This is a genomic window from Colwellia demingiae, from assembly GCF_007954275.1.
GTDB classification, from domain to species: domain Bacteria; phylum Pseudomonadota; class Gammaproteobacteria; order Enterobacterales; family Alteromonadaceae; genus Colwellia; species Colwellia demingiae.
In genome coordinates this window covers 138,641-161,539 of the sequence record NZ_VOLT01000002.1, presented here as the reverse complement: position 1 = coordinate 161,539, position 22,899 = coordinate 138,641, and the positions used below count along the sequence as shown (strand labels likewise).

23 protein-coding genes and 1 riboswitch are annotated in these 22,899 nt (G+C 38.6%); of the genes, 6 read left to right on the top strand and 17 right to left on the bottom strand.

The window, feature by feature from the left end:
- Positions 1–46: 46 nt before the first annotated feature.
- A complete protein-coding gene (locus tag ESZ36_RS03550; protein ID WP_146783664.1) occupies positions 47–2,206 on the bottom strand; it encodes a S9 family peptidase in 2,160 nt (719 codons plus the stop codon).
- Positions 2,207–2,397: 191 nt separating this feature from the next.
- Between ESZ36_RS03550 and ESZ36_RS03545 the strand changes: the two genes are divergently transcribed.
- Positions 2,398–2,940, top strand: a complete 543-nt coding sequence (locus ESZ36_RS03545) for a DUF1285 domain-containing protein (protein WP_146783662.1) — start codon at positions 2,398–2,400, stop codon at positions 2,938–2,940.
- Between the two features lie 20 nt (positions 2,941–2,960).
- Here ESZ36_RS03545 and ESZ36_RS03540 read toward each other — a convergent pair whose 3' ends face one another.
- The 10 genes from ESZ36_RS03540 to moaA form a co-directional block, all read right to left on the bottom strand.
- Positions 2,961–3,710, bottom strand: coding sequence for a HesA/MoeB/ThiF family protein (locus ESZ36_RS03540; protein ID WP_146783659.1), 750 nt, complete (start codon positions 3,708–3,710; stop codon positions 2,961–2,963).
- 26 nt (positions 3,711–3,736) lie between these two features.
- Positions 3,737–4,897: a molybdenum ABC transporter ATP-binding protein gene (modC, locus tag ESZ36_RS03535; protein WP_246128977.1), complete on the bottom strand. Its 1,161-nt coding sequence runs from the start codon at positions 4,895–4,897 to the stop codon at positions 3,737–3,739.
- On the bottom strand, positions 4,894–5,598 hold the full coding sequence (gene modB / locus ESZ36_RS03530) for a molybdate ABC transporter permease subunit (RefSeq protein ID WP_146783656.1): 705 nt from the start codon (positions 5,596–5,598) through the stop codon (positions 4,894–4,896). The genes modC and modB overlap by 4 nt, the downstream gene beginning before the upstream one ends.
- Positions 5,595–6,476, bottom strand: coding sequence for a molybdate ABC transporter substrate-binding protein (gene modA, locus ESZ36_RS03525; RefSeq protein WP_246128976.1), 882 nt, complete (start codon positions 6,474–6,476; stop codon positions 5,595–5,597). Before modA ends, modB begins: the two co-directional genes overlap by 4 nt.
- A gap of 1 nt (position 6,477) precedes the next feature.
- The gene (gene moaE / locus ESZ36_RS03520) at positions 6,478–6,948 is read right to left on the bottom strand and encodes a molybdopterin synthase catalytic subunit MoaE (protein WP_146783653.1); all 471 of its coding nucleotides are present in this window, start codon (positions 6,946–6,948) and stop codon (positions 6,478–6,480) included.
- A gap of 3 nt (positions 6,949–6,951) precedes the next feature.
- Positions 6,952–7,200 (bottom strand): molybdopterin converting factor subunit 1, encoded by a 249-nt coding sequence (gene moaD / locus ESZ36_RS03515; RefSeq protein ID WP_146783650.1) that lies wholly within the window; start codon positions 7,198–7,200, stop codon positions 6,952–6,954.
- A gap of 47 nt (positions 7,201–7,247) precedes the next feature.
- Positions 7,248–7,775, bottom strand: coding sequence for a cyclic pyranopterin monophosphate synthase MoaC (moaC, locus tag ESZ36_RS03510; protein WP_146783644.1), 528 nt, complete (start codon positions 7,773–7,775; stop codon positions 7,248–7,250).
- Positions 7,775–8,317 (bottom strand): molybdenum cofactor biosynthesis protein B, encoded by a 543-nt coding sequence (moaB, locus tag ESZ36_RS03505; RefSeq protein ID WP_146783641.1) that lies wholly within the window; start codon positions 8,315–8,317, stop codon positions 7,775–7,777. Before moaB ends, moaC begins: the two co-directional genes overlap by 1 nt.
- Positions 8,318–8,425: 108 nt before the next feature.
- Positions 8,426–9,082, bottom strand: coding sequence for a molybdenum cofactor guanylyltransferase (mobA, locus tag ESZ36_RS03500; protein WP_146783638.1), 657 nt, complete (start codon positions 9,080–9,082; stop codon positions 8,426–8,428).
- Positions 9,083–9,084: 2 nt separating this feature from the next.
- A complete protein-coding gene (moaA, locus tag ESZ36_RS03495) occupies positions 9,085–10,056 on the bottom strand; it encodes a GTP 3',8-cyclase MoaA (RefSeq protein ID WP_146783632.1) in 972 nt (323 codons plus the stop codon).
- Positions 10,042–10,234: riboswitch (molybdenum cofactor riboswitch) on the bottom strand. Its footprint overlaps the gene before it by 15 nt.
- A gap of 256 nt (positions 10,235–10,490) precedes the next feature.
- Here moaA and moeA point away from each other — a divergent pair.
- Positions 10,491–11,723 carry a molybdopterin molybdotransferase MoeA gene (gene moeA / locus ESZ36_RS03490; protein WP_146783629.1) on the top strand — a complete coding sequence of 411 codons (1,233 nt, stop codon included), beginning with the start codon at positions 10,491–10,493 and terminating at the stop codon, positions 11,721–11,723.
- A gap of 106 nt (positions 11,724–11,829) precedes the next feature.
- Complete coding sequence (locus ESZ36_RS03485; RefSeq protein WP_146783626.1) at positions 11,830–12,231, top strand: hypothetical protein; 402 nt, start codon at positions 11,830–11,832, stop codon at positions 12,229–12,231.
- A gap of 299 nt (positions 12,232–12,530) precedes the next feature.
- Here the strand turns inward: ESZ36_RS03485 and hemL are convergent, their stop codons facing one another.
- The 6 genes from hemL to ESZ36_RS03455 all read right to left on the bottom strand — a co-directional run bounded on the left by hemL (position 12,531) and on the right by ESZ36_RS03455 (position 19,950).
- Entirely contained in the window at positions 12,531–13,814 is a 1,284-nt protein-coding gene (gene hemL / locus ESZ36_RS03480; RefSeq protein WP_146783623.1) for a glutamate-1-semialdehyde 2,1-aminomutase, read from the bottom strand.
- Positions 13,815–13,852: 38 nt separating this feature from the next.
- Entirely contained in the window at positions 13,853–14,866 is a 1,014-nt protein-coding gene (locus tag ESZ36_RS03475) for an aspartate carbamoyltransferase (RefSeq protein ID WP_211357755.1), read from the bottom strand.
- 275 nt (positions 14,867–15,141) lie between these two features.
- Positions 15,142–17,256 carry a trypsin-like serine protease gene (locus ESZ36_RS03470; RefSeq protein ID WP_146783620.1) on the bottom strand — a complete coding sequence of 705 codons (2,115 nt, stop codon included), beginning with the start codon at positions 17,254–17,256 and terminating at the stop codon, positions 15,142–15,144.
- A gap of 128 nt (positions 17,257–17,384) precedes the next feature.
- A complete protein-coding gene (locus ESZ36_RS03465) occupies positions 17,385–17,735 on the bottom strand; it encodes a hypothetical protein (RefSeq protein ID WP_146783617.1) in 351 nt (116 codons plus the stop codon).
- A 38-nt stretch (positions 17,736–17,773) separates the two neighbouring features.
- Positions 17,774–18,220: a protoporphyrinogen oxidase HemJ gene (hemJ, locus tag ESZ36_RS03460; protein WP_211357754.1), complete on the bottom strand. Its 447-nt coding sequence runs from the start codon at positions 18,218–18,220 to the stop codon at positions 17,774–17,776.
- On the bottom strand, positions 18,220–19,950 hold the full coding sequence (locus tag ESZ36_RS03455) for a chloride channel protein (RefSeq protein ID WP_146783614.1): 1,731 nt from the start codon (positions 19,948–19,950) through the stop codon (positions 18,220–18,222). The genes hemJ and ESZ36_RS03455 overlap by 1 nt, the downstream gene beginning before the upstream one ends.
- Before the next feature lie 23 nt (positions 19,951–19,973).
- Between ESZ36_RS03455 and ESZ36_RS03450 the strand changes: the two genes are divergently transcribed.
- The 3 genes from ESZ36_RS03450 to ESZ36_RS03440 all read left to right on the top strand — a co-directional run bounded on the left by ESZ36_RS03450 (position 19,974) and on the right by ESZ36_RS03440 (position 22,897).
- Positions 19,974–20,693, top strand: a complete 720-nt coding sequence (locus ESZ36_RS03450; protein WP_246128975.1) for a DUF6776 family protein — start codon at positions 19,974–19,976, stop codon at positions 20,691–20,693.
- A gap of 493 nt (positions 20,694–21,186) precedes the next feature.
- The gene (gene erpA, locus ESZ36_RS03445) at positions 21,187–21,528 is read left to right on the top strand and encodes an iron-sulfur cluster insertion protein ErpA (protein WP_011045350.1); all 342 of its coding nucleotides are present in this window, start codon (positions 21,187–21,189) and stop codon (positions 21,526–21,528) included.
- A gap of 205 nt (positions 21,529–21,733) precedes the next feature.
- A complete protein-coding gene (locus tag ESZ36_RS03440; protein ID WP_246128974.1) occupies positions 21,734–22,897 on the top strand; it encodes an efflux RND transporter periplasmic adaptor subunit in 1,164 nt (387 codons plus the stop codon).
- Positions 22,898–22,899 lie beyond the last annotated feature (2 nt).

The window sequence follows — 22,899 nt, the reverse complement described above, 5'->3', positions numbered from 1 at the left end:
CACCCAACTATAGTCAGGTGAAGATAGTTTAAGTTAACTGAATTGATTAACTCTTGTTAAGCAAATCAATGAAGAAGCTATATTGTAAAGCTGTATCATGGATGCGTTTAAAGCGGCCAGAAGCACCACCGTGTCCAGCTTCCATATCAGTTTTAAATAATAATACGTTATCATCGGTTTTATAATCACGTAACTTTGCAACCCATTTCATTGGCTCGAAGTATTGTACTTGCGAGTCATGCAACCCCGTAGTAACTAGAATATTAGGGTAGTCTTGTGCTTTAACTTGATCATAAGGTGAGTATGACAACATATAATCATAATAAGCTTTTTCTTTTGGGTTACCCCATTCTTTAAACTCATTGGTTGTTAATGGAATGCTTTCATCAAGCATAGTGGTTACTACATCAACAAAAGGCACAGCTGCGGCAATGCCTTTGTATTGCTCTGGTGCCATATTAATAACCGCGCCCATTAGTAAACCGCCAGCACTACCACCAACAGCGAAGACATTTTCTTTATCGCCGTAACCTTGTGTCGTCAATTCTTTAGTGACATCAATAAAATCAGTAAAGGTGTTCATTTTTGTTAACTTCTTGCCGTCTTCATACCAAGGACGCCCCAGCATTTCTGACCCGCGGATATGCGCAACAGCATAAACAAAACCACGGTCTAATAGGCTTAATCGACTCACTGAAAAAGAGGGATCAATTGTGTGTCCGTATGAACCATAGGCATATTGATATAATGGGTTAGTGCCATCTTTTTTGAATTTATCTTTACGATAAACTAAAGAAACCGGTACTTTTTTACCATCGCGGGCTTTAACAAATATACGTTCAGAGGCATAGTTATTACTGTCAAAATCACCCAGTACTTTTGCTTGCTTTAATTGTGTTTTATTTAAAGTATCTAGATCCACATCATAATGGGTGCCAGGCGTGGTAAAGCTTGAATAGTAAAGCCGTACAGCGTTGTTGTTTATTTCGTTGTTTCCGTATAAATGTAAGCTATATGCGGTGTCATTAAAGCTAAGTTGCTGTTTTTTACCGCTTGATAATTGCTGAATGGTTACTCGGCTAATACCATTTTCACGTTGTTGATAAACAAGGTGATTAGCAAATAACTCGTAATCCTCAAGCTTAACTGCATCATTTGCAGGAATCACATCTTGCCATTGTGTTTTATCACCAAGGTGATCTTTATGCACTTTCATTAAACGAAAGTTAGTCGCTTGCCAGTTAGTATTGATGTAATACCAGTCATTCATTTTAGATATGGAGTATTCATGACCTTCTTCACGCTCAATGAATTTTTTAGGCATTGCTTTGGCATTATCAGCATTAATTACTGAAACACCGCTTGCTTCGGTACTTGAATGCCAAATAAAGACACTGCTACCATCTTTAGATTTAGTCAGCCCGGTATAATAGGCTTTATTGCTTTCTTCATAGACCATTTCATCGGTCGCTTGGGGCGTGCCAAGGGTATGACGAAAGACTTGGTAACCTAATAAAGTTTGTGGATCTTTTTTGATGTAATACACCGTTTTATTGTCATTACCCCAAACAATGCCACCACTGGTACCTTCAAGTTTGTCATCAAGTAACATATTACCCGCGATATCTTTGAATTGTACTGTGTAAATTCGACGGCTAACGGTATCTTCTCCGTAAGCAAGTAGTTTGCCATCTGGACTAGCACTTAAGCCACTTACTTGATAATAATCGTGTGCTTTGGCTAACTCATTTACGTTAAGTAATACTTCAAGATTACTGCCTGAAAAGTCAGATGATCTTACGTAAATAGGATATTCATTCTCACCTTGCATTTGACTTGCGTAGTAAAAATCACCTTTTTTGGTTGGTACCGAACTATCGTCTTTTTCAATACGTGCCTTAATTTCTTGAAAGATCTTTTCTTGCATTGCTTCTGTATGCTGTAGCTGTGCTTTCGTATAATCATTTTCTGCGGCTAAATGTGCTAAAACTTCTGGATTTTTACGACTATCGTCACGCATCCAGTAATAATCATCGACACGCGTATGATTATGAATAACCATTTTATGAGGAACTTTTTTAGCTATAGGAGCGGTAATATCGTTCATGGCATTTGTTGCTTCATTATTTTGATTGCTACATGCTGCTATTAGCAGGGCAGAAGAGACTAGTAAACTTAGCTTAGTCTTTGATAGGATTTGTGACATAAAAGATCTTTCCTTGTAAGATAACTTACGATAATTACTACAAATCGTAATACGTTAACGGTAGTAAATGTTAAAAAAATGTATCAAGGGTTAAGTTAGCACGATAATAGTTATAAGCAAATTTACTTATCGCTTAATACTGTTACCTTATCGCATTTGGAAAATTGAAGAGTTTGATCAAGGGGAGCATTATGTCATTGGATAAAATTTCGACTCAGTTAGGTGGAACTCACACAAAAATGCCACCGGTGGAATCATGGAATCCCCCGTATTGTGGAGAGATTGATATACAGATAAAAGCTAATGGTGATTGGTTTTATCAAGGCGGTATTTTTAAACGGCTAGCGTTAGTAAAACTATTTGCTTCAGTGTTGATTAAAGAAGTTAATCAAAATGTTGATGAGTACTTCTTAGTAACACCGGTGGAGAAAGTTAAAATAAAAGCTGATGATGCCCCTTTTGTGCTTACTCAGTGGCATTGGTCGGATGAAAACAACAACATTATGAAAGTTAGTACTAATTTGGATGACGAGTTTATTCTCAATGCAGAGCATCCGTTAATTGTTACTGAAGAAGGTGATTTGTATGTCACCGTTCGCAGAAACTTAACAGCGAAAGTGCATCGGAACGTTTATTACCAGTGGGCAGACATCGCGCAAGAAGTGGTGACTGAAAATGGCACTGAGTTAATTCTCTCAAGTGCCGATTGTCAGTTTAGTTTAGGTAAACTGTAGTGGGCTCTACAGCTTAATCCTTAATTTGAGCCACAAACTGTGCAGTTTTTTTGCTTTTTCATATTAAATTGTTGCCATTGATTTGCTAAACCATCAAGTAAGTTAAGCTGATTGAGTTGTACTTTATTACCTGTTAACAGCTTAATCGCTTGCAAGCTTTGCATACCAGCAATCATGGCGAGTACTGGGCCAATAATGCCTATGGTTTGACAGTTATCAGTGGGCGCTTTCTCACTAGCAGGAAAAAGGCAATGATAACAAGCACTGGTCTCATCACGAGGGTCTATAGTCAATTGTTGGCCATCAAAACCAGTAGCGGCGCCCACTATCAGTGGCACTTTATGTTGTACACATGCTTGATTAATTAAGTAGCGAGTTTGGATGTTATCAGAGCAATCAAGCACTAAGTCGACTTGTGGAAGATAATAATCACATAACTCTTCATCGAACATTTCATCAATAGCTTCAATAGTCACATCGGGAAATTGCTGTTGTAATTTTTCAGCGGCAACATCGGCTTTATTTTCATCAATATTGTCTTCGCAAAAGAGAATTTGTCGAGGTAAATTACTGATCTCTATACAATCACCATCAGCGATATAGAGTGTACCAACGCCAGCGGCAGCTAAATATAAGCTCGCTGGGTTACCTAGACCGCCCACACCTAAGATGAGTACTTTAGCGTTACGCAGCGCGATTTGTCCCTGACTACCTATTTTATCCAATATGATTTGGCGGGAGTATTTGAGTTGCTCTTGATTGCTTAACACGTAGGTTCCTCGTTTTTTTATTTGTTCTAATGGATAAAAGTGCGCACGGCACTGGCTTTGAACTGCAAGTACACTTGTTGTCTGCTGTTTAACGATAACTTTTGCTGAGAGAATGCACTGATCGTGACAAAAAACTCTTGAGAACCACAGTTAATGGTTAGTAGTACCTTGTTTTTTCTATGACTTATTTGTTTTATTGTGCCAAAGAGGTGATTAACAATGGAGCTATTACTTGGCTCTGTTAACGCAATACTAATATCACTCGCCAAAATAAAGCAACGTAGTTGAGTCTGGTTTTCGAAGGCTTTATCACTGGTTAGGTAAATGTCTTGTTCTGCATTTAGCGCTAATACCGCTAAACCATGGCCATTATTAAATTGCTTGATAGGTAATGACAAACTGGTTTGCTGATGAATAAGCGTAGGGTCATCAAAATTATTTAGCTGATGAATGATTTGGTGGATATTACCAAAATTAACGACCTTACCTTTTGCTAACACTAATAGGGTGTCGCAGACTTGCTGTAACTCATCTAATGAATGGCTGACATACAACATAGGCAAGTTCAGCTTTTTTTGAATATTTAACATCATCTTGAGTAATTGAGTTTTACTGTGTTGATCAAGCGCGCTTAATGGCTCATCAAGTAGTAATAATTTGGGTTCAGCCAAAATGGCTCTTGCTAGCGCCACTCTTTGTTGTTGACCACCTGATAATTGATTTACTTGGTGTTCAAGCAATGTTGTCAGCTCTGTCAGTTCGATGACTTCATTTAAGTCTAATTGTCTGTTTTTGCAGCGCTTAACGGAAAATTCTAAGTTGCCTAGCACTGATAAATGTCCAAACAAACGGCTATTTTGAAAAACTAAACCAATTTGACGTGCTTCGGGTTTGAGGTAATAACCTTGCTCACTGTTGACTAAGGTTTTACTGACTAAAGCTTTATCAGCAACGCCATCACTGGTTAAGGTTATGTCGCCAATAAGTGTTTTTTCCAAACCTGCAATCGCGCGCAGTAAGGTTGATTTACCTGAAGCTGAATGGCCAAAAATACCTGTGATACCTTTTAATGGTATTGGTAAGTTTATGGCTAATTCGAATTGCTGATAACTAACACGAATATTGATATCGAGTTGAGGACAATCACCTGCAGGCACTTTATTCAACTTAGCATTACTCATCATCATTTGATTGATCTTACTTGGTTTAAATTTTTATTGTTGTTTCTTTTCGGTAAATTTAACCAGTAAATAGCAGCCAATAACACCATTGAACCAATCAACAAACTGATGGCTAGCAAATGCGCTCTGGCATAATCAAAGGCTTCGACATGGTCAAATAGGGCGATAGAAAGTACCCGTGTTTCACCAGGAATATTACCACCAATCATTAATATGACACCAAACTCTCCTACTGTATGAGCAAAACCCAAGCTTGCGGCAGTAATAAAACTCGCTTTTGTTAATGGTAATACAATAGAGAAAAATCGATCGATAGGTCCTGCGCCAAGTAATGCGCCAGCTTCTAACAAAGAGTCACCTAATTGTTCAAAAGCTTTTTGTAATGGTTGAACGACGAATGGCAGTGAATATAAAACAGAGCCAATAACGATTGCGGAAAAACTGAAAGCGAGTTGTTGACCAGTAGTTTGTTGCCATAATTGCCCTGGCAAGTATTCGGGTGAAAAAGCGATAAGTAAATAAAATCCGAGCACCGTGGGTGGCAAAACTAGCGGCAATGCCACTACAGCTTCAATAATAACCTTAAACCGACTGGTCATTTTGGCCAGATACCAAGCGAGGGGAGTACCAATAATTAATAAAATGAGGGTGGTTAATGCTGCCATTTCTAGCGTGGTAACGAGTGCTTGCAAGTCTGAATTTATCATTTAGCCGTTAACTCGCTTAACTTTTTGTTTGCATTGTTTGCATTGTTTGCATTGTTTACTTGCTTAGTTTGCGCGTAGCCATAACTGACTATTCTGTTTTGACTTTCAATAGATAACAAAAAGTGACTTAGTTTTTCTGCGGCCGCTTGCTGCTTACTGCGACGAATTATAACCAACTGTTGCTCTATCGCTTGATGGTAACTACTGGGAATAATGACCCCTGATAAGTTATTTAACACTAATTGGCTATTGGCAACAATACCACGGGTAACGGCTTTACTACGCAACTTGGTAAAGGTCTGGCCAATATTAATACCTTTGACCAATCGAGACTCATAAGCCTGCCATAAACCCAAATGGGTTAAAGCTTCTTTGGCTGCCTTACCATATGGTGCTGTATCTGGATTAGCAATAGCAAAGCGTGCAGATGGCTTCCTGAGCTGATCAATAGATAGTATTTCTTCAATAGATAATTGCGAAAGCGAGTTTGCATTAGAACTCAAAGATGAGGAATAAAATGCTAACTGACCGGTAGCATAGGTTTTTCGACTACTTTTTAATGTATAGCCTGCTTGCTCAAGTTCTTTAGGGCGGCGGCTGTCAGCACTGAGAAAAACATCAAAAGGAGCGCCATATTTTATTTGTAAAAACATGGCACCACTAGCACCGCTGATTACCTGACTTTTTATACCTGTTTGTTTAGTAAAGTCTTCAAGTAATACTTTTAATACCGGCGTGAAATTGGAGGCAACAGCAATTCGTAGTGGTTTGCTGTTGTCTTCATTCTTACTGTCGTTGACGTTACTTTGGTAAGCTTGGCTACTGTTTACAGCCAGTAAATTCATAACCAAGATCGAGACTAACAGTATACGTAGCACGTTAGCTCCAAAGATCTGCTTTGTCGGTATCACAGTTTTTAGCATCTAACCAATTTTCAGAGGTTTGGCCATCATCGGTAATTTGTTCTTTTTTCCAAAAGGGGGCTTTAACTTTCAAATAGTCCATGATGAATTCATTGGCAGCAAAGGCATCTTGTCGATGTTTACTTGTAACACCAACAAAAACAATTTGGTCACCTATGCTGAGTTTGCCAATACGATGAATCACTTTTACTCGACCAATATTCCAACGTTCTTTGGCTTGTATAATAATTTTAGCGAGTAATTTCTCTGTCATACCAGGGTAATGTTCTAGTGTTAAGGTAGTCACTGAATTACCATTGTTGTTATTTCTAACCCTGCCGGTAAAAGTAACAATTGCACCATCCGTTACGTTATCTTTTTCAAGTAAGACAACTTCATCAGCTAAACTAAAATCATCAGCTTGGATCGATATCTCTTGTTTCAACATAAGTTATCCGCCAGTCACTGGAGGGAAAAAGGCAACTTCATCGCCTGACTTTACCAAGTGACTACCATCAACCATGTCATGGTTTACCGCAGATAACAGTGACGCATTGCTGAACGTTTGTTGCCACTGTTCATTTTTATCACTTAATAACTGCTTAATATCATCGACTGTCTTAGCATCATCTGCTGCTAAAGACAGTTCAGCACAGTCAAGTTGTTCTCTAAGTGCTGCAAAAAAAACAATTTTAATCATAAGGTTTTCTCTTAAAATTTAGTTTAATTAAATTAAGCTTAATGAAGTTAAGTTGACGGACTTTGCCAATGACCAGACTTACCACCTTCTTTGGTTAATACTTCAATTCCATGAATCATCATTGCAGGATCAGCTGCTTTACACATATCAAATAAAGTTAAACAAGCAATAGAAACCGCGGTTAATGCTTCCATTTCGACACCTGTTTGCCCTGTTAAGCGACATAAGCTATTCACTTGTACTTGACTGTTCTCGCTATCAAGGGTGAAATCAACTTGCACCTTACTTAGCATCAAAGGATGACATAAAGGGATCAAATCACTACACTTTTTCGCCGCTTGAATACCAGCAATTCGCGCAACCGCAAACACATCACCTTTTTTATGCTTACCTGTGGTGATTAATTCAAAGGTTGCTTGATTCATTTTAATAAAACCTTGCGCAGTAGCGGTACGTGATGTCATGGCCTTTTCGGTGACATCTACCATGTTTGCTTCACCTTGTTGGTTAAGGTGGCTTAACTCTGGCGCTTTTTCGGATGCTTGTGCTGCCTTGTTATCTGTATTCGTTGCCATTAGTTACGCGTCTCACATTGCTCGGCACTTAAATTCAAGTGTGGTACGAAGTTACAAGGACGGTGACTTGCATCAAGCTGTTCTTTAATGACTTTATCCCAAGCTGTTTTACAGGCATTGGTTGAGCCAGGCACACAAAGCACTACCGTTTTATTCGCAATGCCGCCAAAAGCGCGCGATTGTATCGTTGAAGTTCCTATTTCTAATAATGAGACATGACGAAATACTTCGCCAAAACCTTCAACTGCTTTATCAAATAAGGGTGTTAGCGCTTCAGGCGTATTATCACGCTCAGTAAAGCCAGTACCACCTGTAGAAATAATGGCATGAATAGAATCATCCGCTATCCATTTTGATACTTGTGCGCGAAGTTGATACACATCATCAATCACAATCGCTTTATCGGCTAAGTTGTGGCCTGCTTGTGTCAAACGCTCAACAAGCGCTTGACCAGAGGTGTCGTTTTCTTCGGTACGTGTATCAGATACCGTTAAAACGGCGATATTTAAGGGAACGAAAGTTTTGCCGCCATGTGCTGACATAGGTTTATCCTTTACTAAATCTGTAGATTAAAATTACTGTTCTTATGTGTTTGTTGCCACAGTTTTATTGAATTGATGTGTATTGTTACTTCATAAGTTACGTGTGGCTTAAAATTGTTGCTGTGCTTGTTGCCATTGCTCTGGCGTATTGGTATTAAATAGCACCTGATTATTAAGGCTAGCAATGGCTTGATGAGGTATTTGCTCTAACATGGCTCTAACGGAAGGACCATTTTTGTTATTTTTATTTTTACTGTTTGTTAGCAATTGTTCTCGGTGAAATGCTTGCATTAAAAACATATTCAAGAACGCATTATTGGGTAAGTATAAAGGGATATGATGCATGTTTTTTTGACTATCACTGAAAAAAGTTGCTTTGTGGCTAAGCTCACCTTTTAGTCGTAATTCGGTTAAAGCGCTGACAGTCATTAAAGGTAAATCAACCGGTAAGATTAATAAGGCTTTAGGTTGTAAGTGTTCAGGGCTATTTGCAAGGTAATGCGCAAGCACACTATAAATTCCACCAACCGGTCCGGCATGTGCCACACGGTCAGGAATTTGATGATTATCACCGCTGATAACAATATCTTTTATACCAGCATCAGCTAAAAGCTGTTTAGAAAAATCTAGCATGCTATGCGCTGACTTTGCTGATGGAGAGGTTGCATTTTGCTGGCGCGTTAGTTGCGCTTTATCTTGTCCCATACGAGAAGATAAACCGCCCGCGAGCACCACACCTAAACAATCAATTCTTTGAAAAGTCATGATTAACCTCCAAGCATAGCAAGGTGTTTAGTGGCACCCGTTAGTTTATCATGCAAATAGTGAGTGGCTTTTTTATCACCCAATAATGTTAATATTTTTTCTTGTAACGGCTTAATATCATCACTTTGCAATTCTTCTCGTAATGATAAACCTTCCTCACCAAATAAGCATAAATGCAACTTGCCACTTGAGCTTATGCGTAAGCGGTTACAGCTACTACAAAAATCTTTAGAATAAGGCATGATCAAGCCAACTTTACCTTGGTAATCAGGGTGGTAAAATTCTTGCGCAGGGCCTGCTGATTTATTTTGAATGACTGGAAGCCAGCCATCGAGAATTAAGTTTTGTTTAATGCGCGAGCCTTGTACATGTTGCGCATCAAAAAATTCTTGATTATCACCTGTTTGCATCAACTCAATAAAGCGCAAAGTAATAGGAGTATCTTTTAGCCAATCAAGGTAGCTTTGAATCTCTCTACCACTGTGATCACGCATCAATACCGTATTAACTTTAACTGAGGCTCTGCCGTCAGCCAATGCCATATCGATACCCGTGAGAATGGTCTTGAGCTTGTCGTGACCCGTTATCGCATGAAATTGTCGCGGATCTAAGCTATCAATACTGATATTGATTGCATCAATGCCAGCATCTAACCATTGCGGTAGGTGTTCTGGTAATTTAAAACCATTACTTGTAATGGCAACTGTTTTGATGCCGGGTGTTTCTTTACAAATTCGAATGATTTCAGGTAAGTCTTTACGCAAAGCTGGCTCGCCACCGGTAATTCGGATCTTTTCAGTTCCTAATTCGGCGAAAGCTTTTGTTATACGTTTGATTTCACATAGTGATAAAAAATCACGCGGTTGATCGCACTGATAACCATCAGGCAAGCAGTAAGTGCAACTAAAGTTGCAAACGTCGGTAATTGAGAGGCGCAGGTATGAGAACCTACGGCCAAAGTTGTCTGTTAACATGTCACCTTTCCAAATGTAGGGAGGCTAACGCGTTTCCTTGTTAACCCTGGCAACTAAAACCAATAATTACATGGATTTAGTCACGGCATGTCACAACATAAAGGCTTCGAATAAGTTGGCTTAATTTAGCCAAAAACAAAACAGTGTTAGCTGTGATAGCTCGGTGTAATAAATAAAATTCTGTTCTAAAATGAGTATATACCCATTGTATTGCGAGATGGTAATTTTTTTTGCCAACCTCATTATTGATTATAATCAATAAACGAGCAGTTAAATCACTATTAATTTAATCAGTAATTAAGCGATACTATCGTTATCGAATTTATCTATAATGACTTTACTAATCTTCCTCTAAACAAGCTTGAAAACCCATCTAGTTCAGAGTGAAATTTATCGTATTAAGTCATTGTAATATCAAATTAAGCGAGTTTTTTATGTCTGATTGTTGCTCCGCCCCAGGGCTTTTACCTTTTGAACAAGCAGTAGCTAATATGCTATCGCAAGTATCATCTATCACTGAAACCCTGACCTTGCCCATAGAGCAAGCAATGCACTATGTTTTAGAGCAAGATATTGCTAGTCCATTGAATGTGCCTCCACACGATAACTCAGCAATGGATGGTTATGCTTTTGCTATTGAAAGTTTAAAGGAGAGTAAAACGCTGGTCCAAATCGGACGTTCTATGGCAGGAGCGCCATTTCAAGGAACATGTCAGCCTGGCGAATGTATTCGAATTATGACTGGAGCGAAAATGCCTGATTGTTGTGACTCTGTCGAGATGCAAGAAAATGTCAAAGCTGATGGCGAGAACATTACCTTTTTACAAGAAAAGACGTTTGGATCTCATGTACGAAATGCCGGTGAAGATATTAAAATTGACCAGCAGGTGCTTTATTCTGGCCATAAATTAGCAGCGGTTGATATTGGCGTACTTGCTTCTTTAGGTGTGGCTGACGTCGTTGTTTATCGAAAATTAAAAGTGGCTTTAATCGCTACGGGTGATGAGCTTAAATTGCCGGGTCAAGCTTTGCGCTCTGGTGATATTTATGAGTCTAACAGTTTTGTTTTAGCCGCCATGCTTAAAACACTACATGTTGATATTATTGATTTTGGTATTATTGCCGATGACTTCGAGGCGATAAAAGCAGCCTTCGTTAGTGCAGATGAACAGGCTGATGCGGTTATTTCTTCTGGCGGTGTTTCGGTAGGAGACGCGGATTATACTAAAACAGTATTAGATGATTTAGGTGAAATTGGCTTTTGGAAAATAGCGATGAAACCAGGTAAGCCCTTTGCCTTTGGAAAGTTAGCTAACAGTGTCTTTTTCGGACTTCCAGGTAACCCCGTTTCAGCGTTAGTAACCTTTCATCAATTAGCGTTGGTAGCCTTAACCAAAATGCAGAATGCGAAGCCTCTAACGCGTACCAATTTATCAGTGAAATGTAGCAGTGACTTACGTAAATCACCAGGTCGACTGGATTTTCAACGGGGTGTTTTATCGATTAATGAAGCCGGTGAAAATGTTGTTGCTTCAACAGGTGCGCAAGGATCAGGTATCCTATCTAGCTTAGCACGGGCTAATTGCTTTATTGTTTTACCTAGCGAACAAGGCGCGGTAAAAGCGGGTGAAATGGTGAATGTACAGTTATTTGACCACTACCTTTAAGTTTATAGATAGAAACAGAGAATAAGATTCAAACACATGTTTGTTAAGTTTAAAATATAGGTCTAGTATTGTTGTTCTAAGTACAAAAACATGTGGGCAGGACGTTATGCAGAAATACCAACTTAGTTTTGCAAAAGTTAATGTTTTAAATGAGCATATTGCCGAAGTTATTGTCGGTCAAGATGTTGTCATATCTCTAGAAATGTCTGAAGAGTACGATGATTTTTTGACTAACATATTTTCAAATAATTTTGCTCTTCTGATTAATAAAATAAATCAATATGATTTTTCATTTGAAGCTAAGGTTAGTATGGCTTCGCATGACAACTTAGCGGCGATTGCTGTAGTTACTTATGATAACGAAAGCAAAACATCGGTAGGGAAAATTAGTGCGATACGTGAACGTGATGGTTGGAATTTGAAAGTATTTGATGGTCTAAATTTAGGCTGGCAGGAAGGCTTAGATTGGTTACAAGGTGAGTTGAATAGTGAAGCATTGAATAACTAATTTTTGGCTAAAAAATACCAACCAAATTAACTAAGTGATCTTTTTAAATGGTCTAAATATCCAATAACATCGTTGCTTTCAATCCCAATAGCCAGCTATTACTCAATCAAGCGCCTTGTTCTTGAAAATATATTCTCATTAAAATTTGCTCCATTAATTAATTTAATTGGTATAACTCAATATTGAACACTCTCTTGTACAAATAGCTTTGAGATAAAGACATAAAAAACGCTGCCAGTATTACTAAAGGCAGCGTTTTTTTATTTATAGACTATCGATTAATGTCTATCGTGATCTTGTTACAACTGAGCGAAACATTTATCGGCAGCAACTAACGTTTTTTCAATAATGTCATCGGTATGTGATGTAGATAAAAAGCCAGTTTCATAAGATGATGGTGCTAAATATACGCCTTCATCAAGCATTAAGTGGAAGAAGCGCTTGAACATTTCTCCATCACATTGGGTCGCTTGCTCATAGGTAGTAATAGGGTTTTTATCTTCAGTAAAGAAAAATCCAAACATGGCGCCAACATAGTTAACACTTAAACTAACGCCATTACGTTCAGCTGCGGCTTTTAAGCCCATGGCTAGCTTTTCTGTCGCAGAAGAAAGTTGTTGGTGTTTATTTCCTTGAGCTAATTCAGTCAATGAAGCTAAACCTGCGGCCATAGCAATTGGGTTACCTGATAAAGTACCTGCTTGATAAACAGGACCAACAGGAGCTATATAATCCATTATCTCTTGTTTGCCACCGAACGCGCCAACAGGCATACCGCCACCAATGACTTTACCTAAAGTCGTTAAGTCAGGCTTAATATTATAGAGTGCTTGAGCGCCACCTAGTGCAACACGAAAACCAGTCATTACTTCATCAAAAATTAATACGCTGCTGTATTGGTCACATACTTTACGTAAACCTTCAAGAAACCCTTCAACAGGAGGGATGCAATTCATGTTACCTGCAACAGGTTCCACGATAATACAGGCTATTTCATCGGCATATTTTGCGAAGATTTCTTTCACTTCTTCGATATTGTTGAAGCTAACAGTAAGGGTATGTTTAGCAAAATCTTCAGGAATACCCGGTGAATTTGGTACGCCCAATGTTAATGCACCAGAGCCCGCTTTCACTAATAATGCGTCGGCATGACCGTGGTAACAACCTTCAAATTTTAATATCTTATCGCGGCCAGTATAACCACGCGCTAAACGTATAGCACTCATAGTAGCTTCAGTACCAGAGCTAACCATGCGTAAAGATTCCATTGATGGTACTAACTCACGTACCTTTTCAGCCATGGTAATTTCAATTTCAGTTGGTGCACCAAAACTTAAACCATTTTTAGCGGTAGTAATAACAGCTTCAAGAATTGCTGGATGGTTATGGCCTAAAATCATAGGACCCCAAGAGCCAACATAGTCGATGTAAGCTTTATCATCAGCGTCATAAATATAAGCGCCTTGAGCACGTTTTATAAAGCAAGGAGTACCACCAACACCATTGAAAGCACGTACTGGAGAGTTAACGCCACCAGGGATAATCTTTTGAGCTTGTTCAAATAACTGTTCTGATTTATTCATAATTGTTTCTTCTAAAAGTCGTTACTAAAATATTGCCACTAGGCGTTTTTATTTGTGAACCAGTTTACTGGTTTTTCATAATCGGTTAATTGATCTTCAACACCTAACGTTAAGGCAAATAATGCCATTCGCACTAAAACACCATTTTGTGCTTGCCTAAAAATAGCTAGGTTGTCTAAGTCATTAAGATCGGTATCAAGTTCATTAGCTTCGGGGCGAGAGTCGCGTGGTAAAGGGTGCATAATTACCGTGTTTTCTTGACAATATTTTTGGTAAACACTCTTATTTAAACTGAAATGTCCGCGATATAACTCTGCTTCATCTTTGCTGGCAAAGCGTTCTTGCTGAATTCTTGTTTGATAAATTACATCAGCAGATAAATTACCCGCCATAGTCTCAGTCAAAACAACTTCATGACCAGCGTCGCTTAATGTTGAAATAACACTATCAGGCATTTGTAATGCTTTTGGCGCAACCATAGTAACTTTTACATTCTCATAGAGGCTGAGTAATTTTGATAATGAGTGTACGGTACGACCATGTTTTAAGTCGCCCATTAAAACAATATTTAAATCATCTAAACCTTTGTTAAAATGCATCATTTCAGACTGAATAGTAAATAGGTCAAGTAGTGCCTGAGTGGGGTGTTCATTCGCACCATCGCCACCGTTGATAACAGGGACTGAACTACCTTGAGCAAACTGCTCTACCGAGTGCATTTGTGGATGACGCATAGCAATGACATCAGAGTAACCACTGATCACTTGGGCAGTATCAAATAAAGATTCACCCTTACTTAATGAAGAGTTTTCTTGGCCAACAGTTTCGCGTACAAAACCGCCCAGCAAATTAAAAGCCGTACCAAAACTAACTCGAGTTCGAGTACTGGGTTCAAAAAATAAATTACTTAATATGGCGCCATCAAGCACATGACAACGTTTTTTTCGAGACGCATAAGGCGCCATTTGCGCAGAAACTTGCAGGATCTTTGCGATAGCTTCACGGTCAAATTGTGATACCGAGAGAATATGGTTACCTTGGAATTTCATCATCTTGATTTATTACATTGAAAGGGGACAAATTTGCCAAGAATATAGCATATACCCGTTACCATTCAAAGGGCAGGATTTCAGTAGAAATCAACATCACTGCATCACAGCACCATGAATTGAAATAGTTTAAGCCCTCTGAAGCATGCTTCTTAATCGGTAGCATTTATAATACAGCTACTTGCAAATGCTAAAGAGGATTTTACCTGCCGGCAAAGATGATAAGGTAAAAATAAAAAAAGACAGATAATGCTGCCTTTTTAGTTGAGAGCTAAAGTTTATATTAGCTGAGGTCTAGCTGTTAATAAGATAAGCAGGAACAAAATCAAATATACACTGCCACCACTCGACTTACTGTCTGTTGTACTTGGAGGCAGAGTTGCAGACGGAGAAGGGGGGGGGGCTGGAAGCGTTGTAATTGTCGGAGTGAAAATAACATTTTTTAAAGAAGCTTTGTCGGTTCCTTCACTTGTACCACCATCTTTCTTATATAACCAAGTTACTTGATGTTCCCCTACGGCTAAATCATCGATAGTTACCTTAGTGTAAGCAACCTCTCCTGATATCAAGTTGATTTGTTTATCATCAATAATTAAGTATAAGACACCAAAGGGCTCATCAGGGCTATCGGTATTTTCTTCAGAAGAAACAGACCAATCAAATGATAAGGTGCCAGCACCAGAAAATGTTAGTAAAACAGCGCTTTGTTGATTATCTCCAATGGCACCACTCATAATTGCTGGTTCGGTATTATCGAGCAGCCATGGTTGGTCACCACCACTAAACCAGAGTAATTCTGATGAGCCATTTGATAGCTGAGTATTGATATCACTATTGGAGGCAACTGCTTCAGCACTTATATAACTTTGGCTCGTTGGAATATTTACATCATTGCTATTGATGACAATCCGTACTTTATGCTTTCCTAGGATTTTGGCATCAAAATCAACTTGAATTTGACAACTTTGTTTTGCTGCTAATTGGATGCAATTACTGGTATTCAAACTAAAGCCATTGCTGTTTATGTTATCAGTTAATAGCGTGAAGCTTAAATTAGCGATCAGATTAGTATTATTGGTGACGGTTAGTTGTGTTGTTTGTGCTTTATTTTGTGGCGTTAAAGCAAAGTCATAACTTGACTCAATAGCAATGCCTTGGGTGATGTTATTAATCCAAGTAGTAAAACTTCCTATGCGGGCATAAACATCTGGGAAAGCTTCATTAGCACAACCAACACCAAAGCTAACGATACCTATTTGTTGCCAACCTTCATTGGTATTTACTAATAAAGGTCCTCCACTATCACCTTGACATGAGCCTTTTTGAACGCCACCTGAAAATGCAGCACAAATCATGTTATTGGTAATACCCACTTGATTTGAAGAATAAGTGGTATCATTTAAATCGCTATAAGCTTGGGCTAATTGGTCTTTGCATTCTTCATTGCTTAATAAATAAAGCTCAACTTGGCGTAATTGATTGGGTTGACTATTTATAGGAGGTTCGTCATTTGGACCGTAAGCATTTACGTTCCCCCAGCCGATAACTGTTGCGGGACTATTAGCAATCGCTAATTGTTTGCTGGTATTGTAATCGAGTAGTTTAACCGCAGTTTGGTCACTCGATTCCACTAACTCAATCAGTGCGATATCATTATTAAATGCACTGCCTTCTTCGTACTCGGGATGGATATAAATACGCTTGATAGCTTTAGCCTTACTCGCGCCATTACTTAAATCATATTCGCCAATATTAACTTTTAAAAATTCAATATTGGCACCTTCAACACAGTGAGCAGCGGTAAGTACCCACTTCTCTCCGATAAAGCTTGCTCCACAGCTAGCGCTTTGCGCAAGATCTTGTTTTACCGATAGATTAATTGTTGCAATACTGTCGAGTTCGTTGAGTAAAATTGCTCCGTCATCTTGGCTAATGGCAATTACCGGAATGTTGCCAATAAAACCTTCTCCTAAGGTGCCACTGATAACCCCTGCAATATTGTTATAGATAATCGCACCTATACCACCTGCAGCTTGGCAATTATCAACTTTCACCGAAAAGTCTATTTCACCACGGGCAATTAAACATATTTTATTTTCAGCTAAATTACATAAACCTTCACCAATTCCACAATCAACCATAGTGGCACTAGCTTGACCTGAAGGAGAATATGAAAACGGTTCACTCTGGTATTGAGTGCCAGCAACGTTTAAAGAGCTATCGACATCACTATAGGTAAAAACTAATGCTGACATCCAAGGCCAAGCACTTTGAGTAGCAAGTTCGCCGCCAACAATTTTAGGCTTTGCTATAAGCAAGGGAGGTTGATTGATTGCGTTTGCAGATGACAATAAGGTTGAAATCGCTAACACTGCGAATAAAAAGTACTTCATTAGGATGTTTCTCAATACAGTAAACAGAATATCAATGATTTGTTAACAATGTGACAAATCATCATATCTTGATTATAACGGTAAAGCTCGAAAAATGAAGTCTTCAAATAGGATGTTATGCTTTGCTACTAGCTTACAGCTTCTTGCTTGTTCAAGGGGAGATAGGCTATAACAAAGCACAGTATAAACACTATGGCGGTACCAATATTATATTGCTTTTCTGCGATTAAATTAAAGTAAGTTAAAGCATTTTCACTCAGTGCTATGATCACACCACAAAGAAGCAAAGGAAATCTTTTTGCATATCCTTTTGCCCCTAAAGCTTTAGCTAAAACATAACCCAACATGGGAATAAGGGACCAGATAAAAAATACTGCTATTGAAAAAATCACCGCACTTGCTGCAAGGGCGTTTCTTGAGAAAACATCAGCAATAGCATAAAACTGTATTGCTACGTAACCCAGATATAAGTACCACATAAGTTATCTTACCTTTACAATTCTTAAAAAATCTATAATTACATTGGCTTAACGTAAGCTAAAATAATAACAGCCAACAAAATGAGAACGGGGATTTCATTGAATATTCGATAGAAGCGCCCTGAGCGTCTGTTTTTATTCTGTGCAAAGGTACTGACTAATTTGAAGCAATAACCATGATAAACAAAGAGCACTATGACTAAGCTTAATTTGATGTGTAGCCATTTTGACGCAACAAACCAGTCATAGCCGTAGGCATATATTATTGTTACACCGAACAATAGCGTGAAAATGGCAAAAGGAGTGACAAAATAGAGTAAACGCTTTTCCATCCCTTTGAATTGTTGTGCGACTTCATCAGATTTGGTTTCGGCATGGTTAACAAATAAACGCGGTAAATAAAATATACCAGCAAACCAAGCCACCATGAAAAAGACATGAAATGCTTTAAACCAAAGGATATTGTTGATTAAAAACGTGCTCATTAATTGAGTTTTCCTTCTAATAAATAAATTCTAAGTTGTTCAAAAGTCACCAAGCCAATACAGTCATTGATATCTTTATGGTAAATATAAACCGCCCCTGACCTCTGCTCTACCAGTGCCAAATAAGCCTCTGCTAATGTGACTTGATGGCTCAGTGGGATAAGTTTGTGCAGTATTAATTTTTTAGCGAGATGATGTTCAATATCTTCACCTTCGTTTTCATCGTCAAATGCTTCTGCATCTAATTGCGCCCAATAATAATTATTTGGATCATCCGTTTGACTCGCAGGTTCTTTGTTAATGATTAATTGCGACTCATGACTATGCAGGAGCTCCCCAATAATAGTCCGAGGGCTTGCCTGGTCTAAAATGAGTAAATCATCTTTCATTACCGCCAATGCGCCAATATTTTGCAATGATTCTTCAACAGGGGGTTTGCGATAGAGCAAGTTTTGCGCATCTAATTGCATGATGAAGATAGATTCATTTTTACAAAGCTGTCTCGAGACTATGCTTGCAATGGTAATAACAATCATACCAGGCACAACCAGCTCAAGTTGACCTGATAGCTCAACAACTGCAAGCAAGGTGGCAAGGGGAGCATTTAAACTGGCAGCCATAAAACCAGCCATACCCATTAAAATAAAGTCACTGCTTACATGTTCTCCGGGCAATACTTGTATAATAATAGCGCCAACAAGAGCGCCAGTAATAGCACCAATACTTATGGTTGGTCCAATAATGCCACCAGGAATACCTAAACCTAGTGCGAACATTGTCATTAATAATTTAGCGATAAGTAAGCTGAACAGAAAACCTAACGGTAAATTGTTAGTTAAGGAAATATCAATTGCACTTGTGCCTGTGCCCATAGCGCCAGGTACTAAATAACCTAGCGTACCCGTAATAAGCGCAGCAAGAATTAAGCGTGGTACTATGTGGTATTTAACACTTTTTTTAATTATTACAACCAAATACTTATTAAATGCAGCCGCTAAAATACCTAAGACTATCGCTAATAACACTAAAGAGAAGTAATGCTGGTGTTCAAGCGCTACGGTATTAAAGTGTTGAAAATTATGACTGGTGCCAAAAACACTGCGGGTAATCAAAGAGCCAACAATTGAAGCGAGCATTACGGGTACAAAAACATGAGCTTTATATTCCCGCATAACCACTTCCATAACAAAAATAACCGCGGCTATTGGGGTATTAAATGTTGCTGCAATACCTGCTGCTATACCGCAAGCACATAAAGTACGAACACTGTTATGGGGGAGTTTTAGTGCACTACCTAAATAACTACTGCATGCTGCGCCAAGATGAACTGCAGGGCCTTCACGACCGACAGAAAAACCAGAAGCTAAGGCTACTGCACTCCCCCAGAATTGATTTAAGGTGTTTTTAAAGGGGATAATACCATGGGCTACTTTTAACCGGTGCAGAACAAAGGGGATGCCAGTACGTATGTATTTATAACCAGTGAGCCAAGCCATTAAGAGGATAATAAGTGAGCCGATGATAGGTAAATGAAAACGACTTACCTCATCTAAACTGTTATAGTTGTCGCGCTTAATTAAGTAGAGCTGTTGAATTTCTTCAATAGTCAGGGTAAATAGCACCACTAATAAAGCTGAAGCGGCTCCACCAATAATGGCAAGTAAGCATATTTGCCAAGAGGTTTTTGGCAAAGCTAAGTGTTTTCTTATTGTTGCGATTGATATTATCATTACGGGATTATAATACTTTACAAATGAAATGGTTAGCAAAAATAAATTTGGGTGTTGTTATTGAGCGCTTAGGTACTTTTAAATCGGCTTTGTTTTTAATAACAGTGATAAGTCTTTGTTTATTTACTGGCTACCGTGTGGGTAATTATTATCATCACTTTCAAGTGACCAACCTTGAGCAACAAAAGCTTAGGCTGGAGCAACTTTATCAGCAACAAGAAGAAAACATAGCGCGTATTCACACCTTAGAAGTTGAATTAACGGTCGAGCAACTTGCTAATATAAAGGCGCAAGAGTTACTAAAAGAAGCCGCTGAACAGAAATTTGAAGTGAAAAAGCAGTTGGCCTTCTACGAAAAAATAATGGCACCTGAAAAAGAAGCCGCAGGTTTATTTGTTGAAAATGTCAATATAGTAGCGAGTAAGATTCCCAATCAATATCATTTTCAAGTAACCTTAGTGCAGCAGCAATTAAAACGTCGTTATAGCAAAGGTTATATTGAATTAGTCTTTGAAGGTCAACAAAATGGCAAACCAGTAAAGCTCAAGTTGGCAGAAGTAGCAAAGCTGAGCAAAAAAGATCTTAAGTTCAGTTTTCAATATTTTCAAATTATTAATGGTGAATTTACCTTACCTCCTAACTTTACGCCTGACAACGTCTTAGTCTCAGCCATTTTGACTAAATCGCGCTGGCAAAAGTATGCCAAGAAAGAAAAAAGTGTCTCTTGGCAAATCAATCAATAGCGCTTAATACCAAGTCCATTAAGTTAGTTCCCACTCAGAGCTTACCAGCGGTTTGAGAACAAATAGAATTTTTTTGCATATAGTCACTCTATATGAAAGAAATTCTATGCCGTTATCGAGTCGCTGGAAAGCTCCAGAAGGGCGAGTTTAAAAGGCTTACATGCTGCGTTATTGATTTTGATAAGGACGCTACATGGATATAGCTTCTTAGAGAATGCAGGAGCTTATTCTCCTGAAAAACCATTATCTACAATCAATGTCTTGCCTCTAAGCCTTTTAACTCTCGCTGAGTGGGAAGAAACTTATTGGAATTGGTATAATACTATCTCCTCATAAATTATCGTTCAGTGAGTACTTTCTTATACGAATTGGTATCATTATGGTAAAGAATAATACTTGACTAAAATAGTCAAGTTTAAGATAATTAGCCTCGTTGTTACTCACCCACTTTGTAGCGTATTTTTTTGTACTTTGTTGTACTAAGTAGAGCACCATGTCAAACCCTGAATTACCCATTAAATTTACCGATTCTGCCGCGAGTAAAGTTCTATCGCTAATCACAGAAGAAGAAAACCCAGCACTTAAGCTACGTGTATATGTTACCGGTGGTGGTTGTTCTGGTTTTCAATATGGCTTTACTTTTGATGAAAAAGTTAATGACGGCGATATGACTATTGAAAAGCAAGGCGTTATGATGGTGATTGATCCTATGAGTTTGCAATACCTTGTTGATGGTGAAGTTGATTATCTTGAAAGTTTAGAAGGTAGCCGTTTTGTGGTAAATAACCCAAATGCAACAACCACTTGTGGTTGTGGTTCATCTTTTTCTATCTAGCACTCTCGTTACCTCCTAATTAGATAGAGTCATCACTTTGTCATAGCGCACAACGTTATGTTGTTATGACAACCAAATGCCGACACCTTGTCGGCATTGTTATTTTTTGTTTACGGACACTAACAAAAAATAAACAAATTGTTGCAACTTAGTTTATCTCCCCTTTATAAAACACGTTACTATATTCCGATAAAATGGAGATATAATGATGAAATTTACCCTAAAATCTAGCTGGTTAGCGCAACGTCCTTACCTTATTGCGGCACTAATCACCCTTGTTTTAGTACTATGGATGGCTTCGGGCCCTAGTGTTGCAGAGCAAAAGTCTGAGATAAAAGCACAAATTCCTAGCCATGACGAAAAGCAGGTGACTGCACAAGTTAAAGTTGAAACACGACTTGGACAATACATTCATAAAACAATCGAGCTTTATGGTCGTACAGAGCCTGATCGCATCACCACTTTAAAAGCTGAAGTACACGGCAAAATTATTCAAGTATTAGCAAAAAGAGGCTCAAAAGTTTCTAAAGGCGAAATTATTGCAAAAATTGCTTTAAATGATTTACCCGCTCAGTTAATCCGTAGTCAAGCATTATTGAACCAACGTGAAGTAGAATACGAAGGTGCATTAAAGCTGAATAAACAAGGTTATCAAGGTAAGGTGCATTTAGCACAATCATTTGCTGCACTCGAATCGGTTAAAGCTGAAATAAAGCGATTAGAGATAGACATTGCCCACACCATTATTAAAGCGCCCTTCACTGGTATTCTTAACACACGTTATGTTGAAGTTGGCGATTACGTTGCCTCTGGTGATGATATCGCCATGATTGCCGATCTAGACCCGCTTATTGTTAGAGCGCATGCCACCGAGCAACAAATAAGTCAGTTGTCTGTTGGTCAAGTGGCGCGAGTAACCTTATTAAATGGTGCACAAGCACAAGGTAAGCTGCGTTACATTGCTAGTGTCGGTAATGATGCGACCAATACTTTTAAAATTGAAGTGGAAATTGATAATAAAAAGGCGAATTTATTCGCGGGCTTAAGCAGTGAATTGACCATAGATTTAGCCAAAATGTCTGCAATAAAAATATCACCAGCACTGCTCGCTTTAGATGAGCAAGGTAATATCGGTGTTAAATCGGTAAAAGAATCCATTGTTCACTTTACGCCAATAGAGATCATTAAAAGTGAAAGTGATGGCATATGGTTAACAGGTCTTGGCGAGCAAGCAGATATCATTGTTTTAGGTCAAGGCTTCGTGCGTGCAGGGGATAGAGTGGAGGCCATCTTCGATGATGTAGATGGCAAAGCCAGCAAAAGTAAAGCTAAGCAAGCTGCTACTGTAACCGCCGCTACACTAAAATAGGA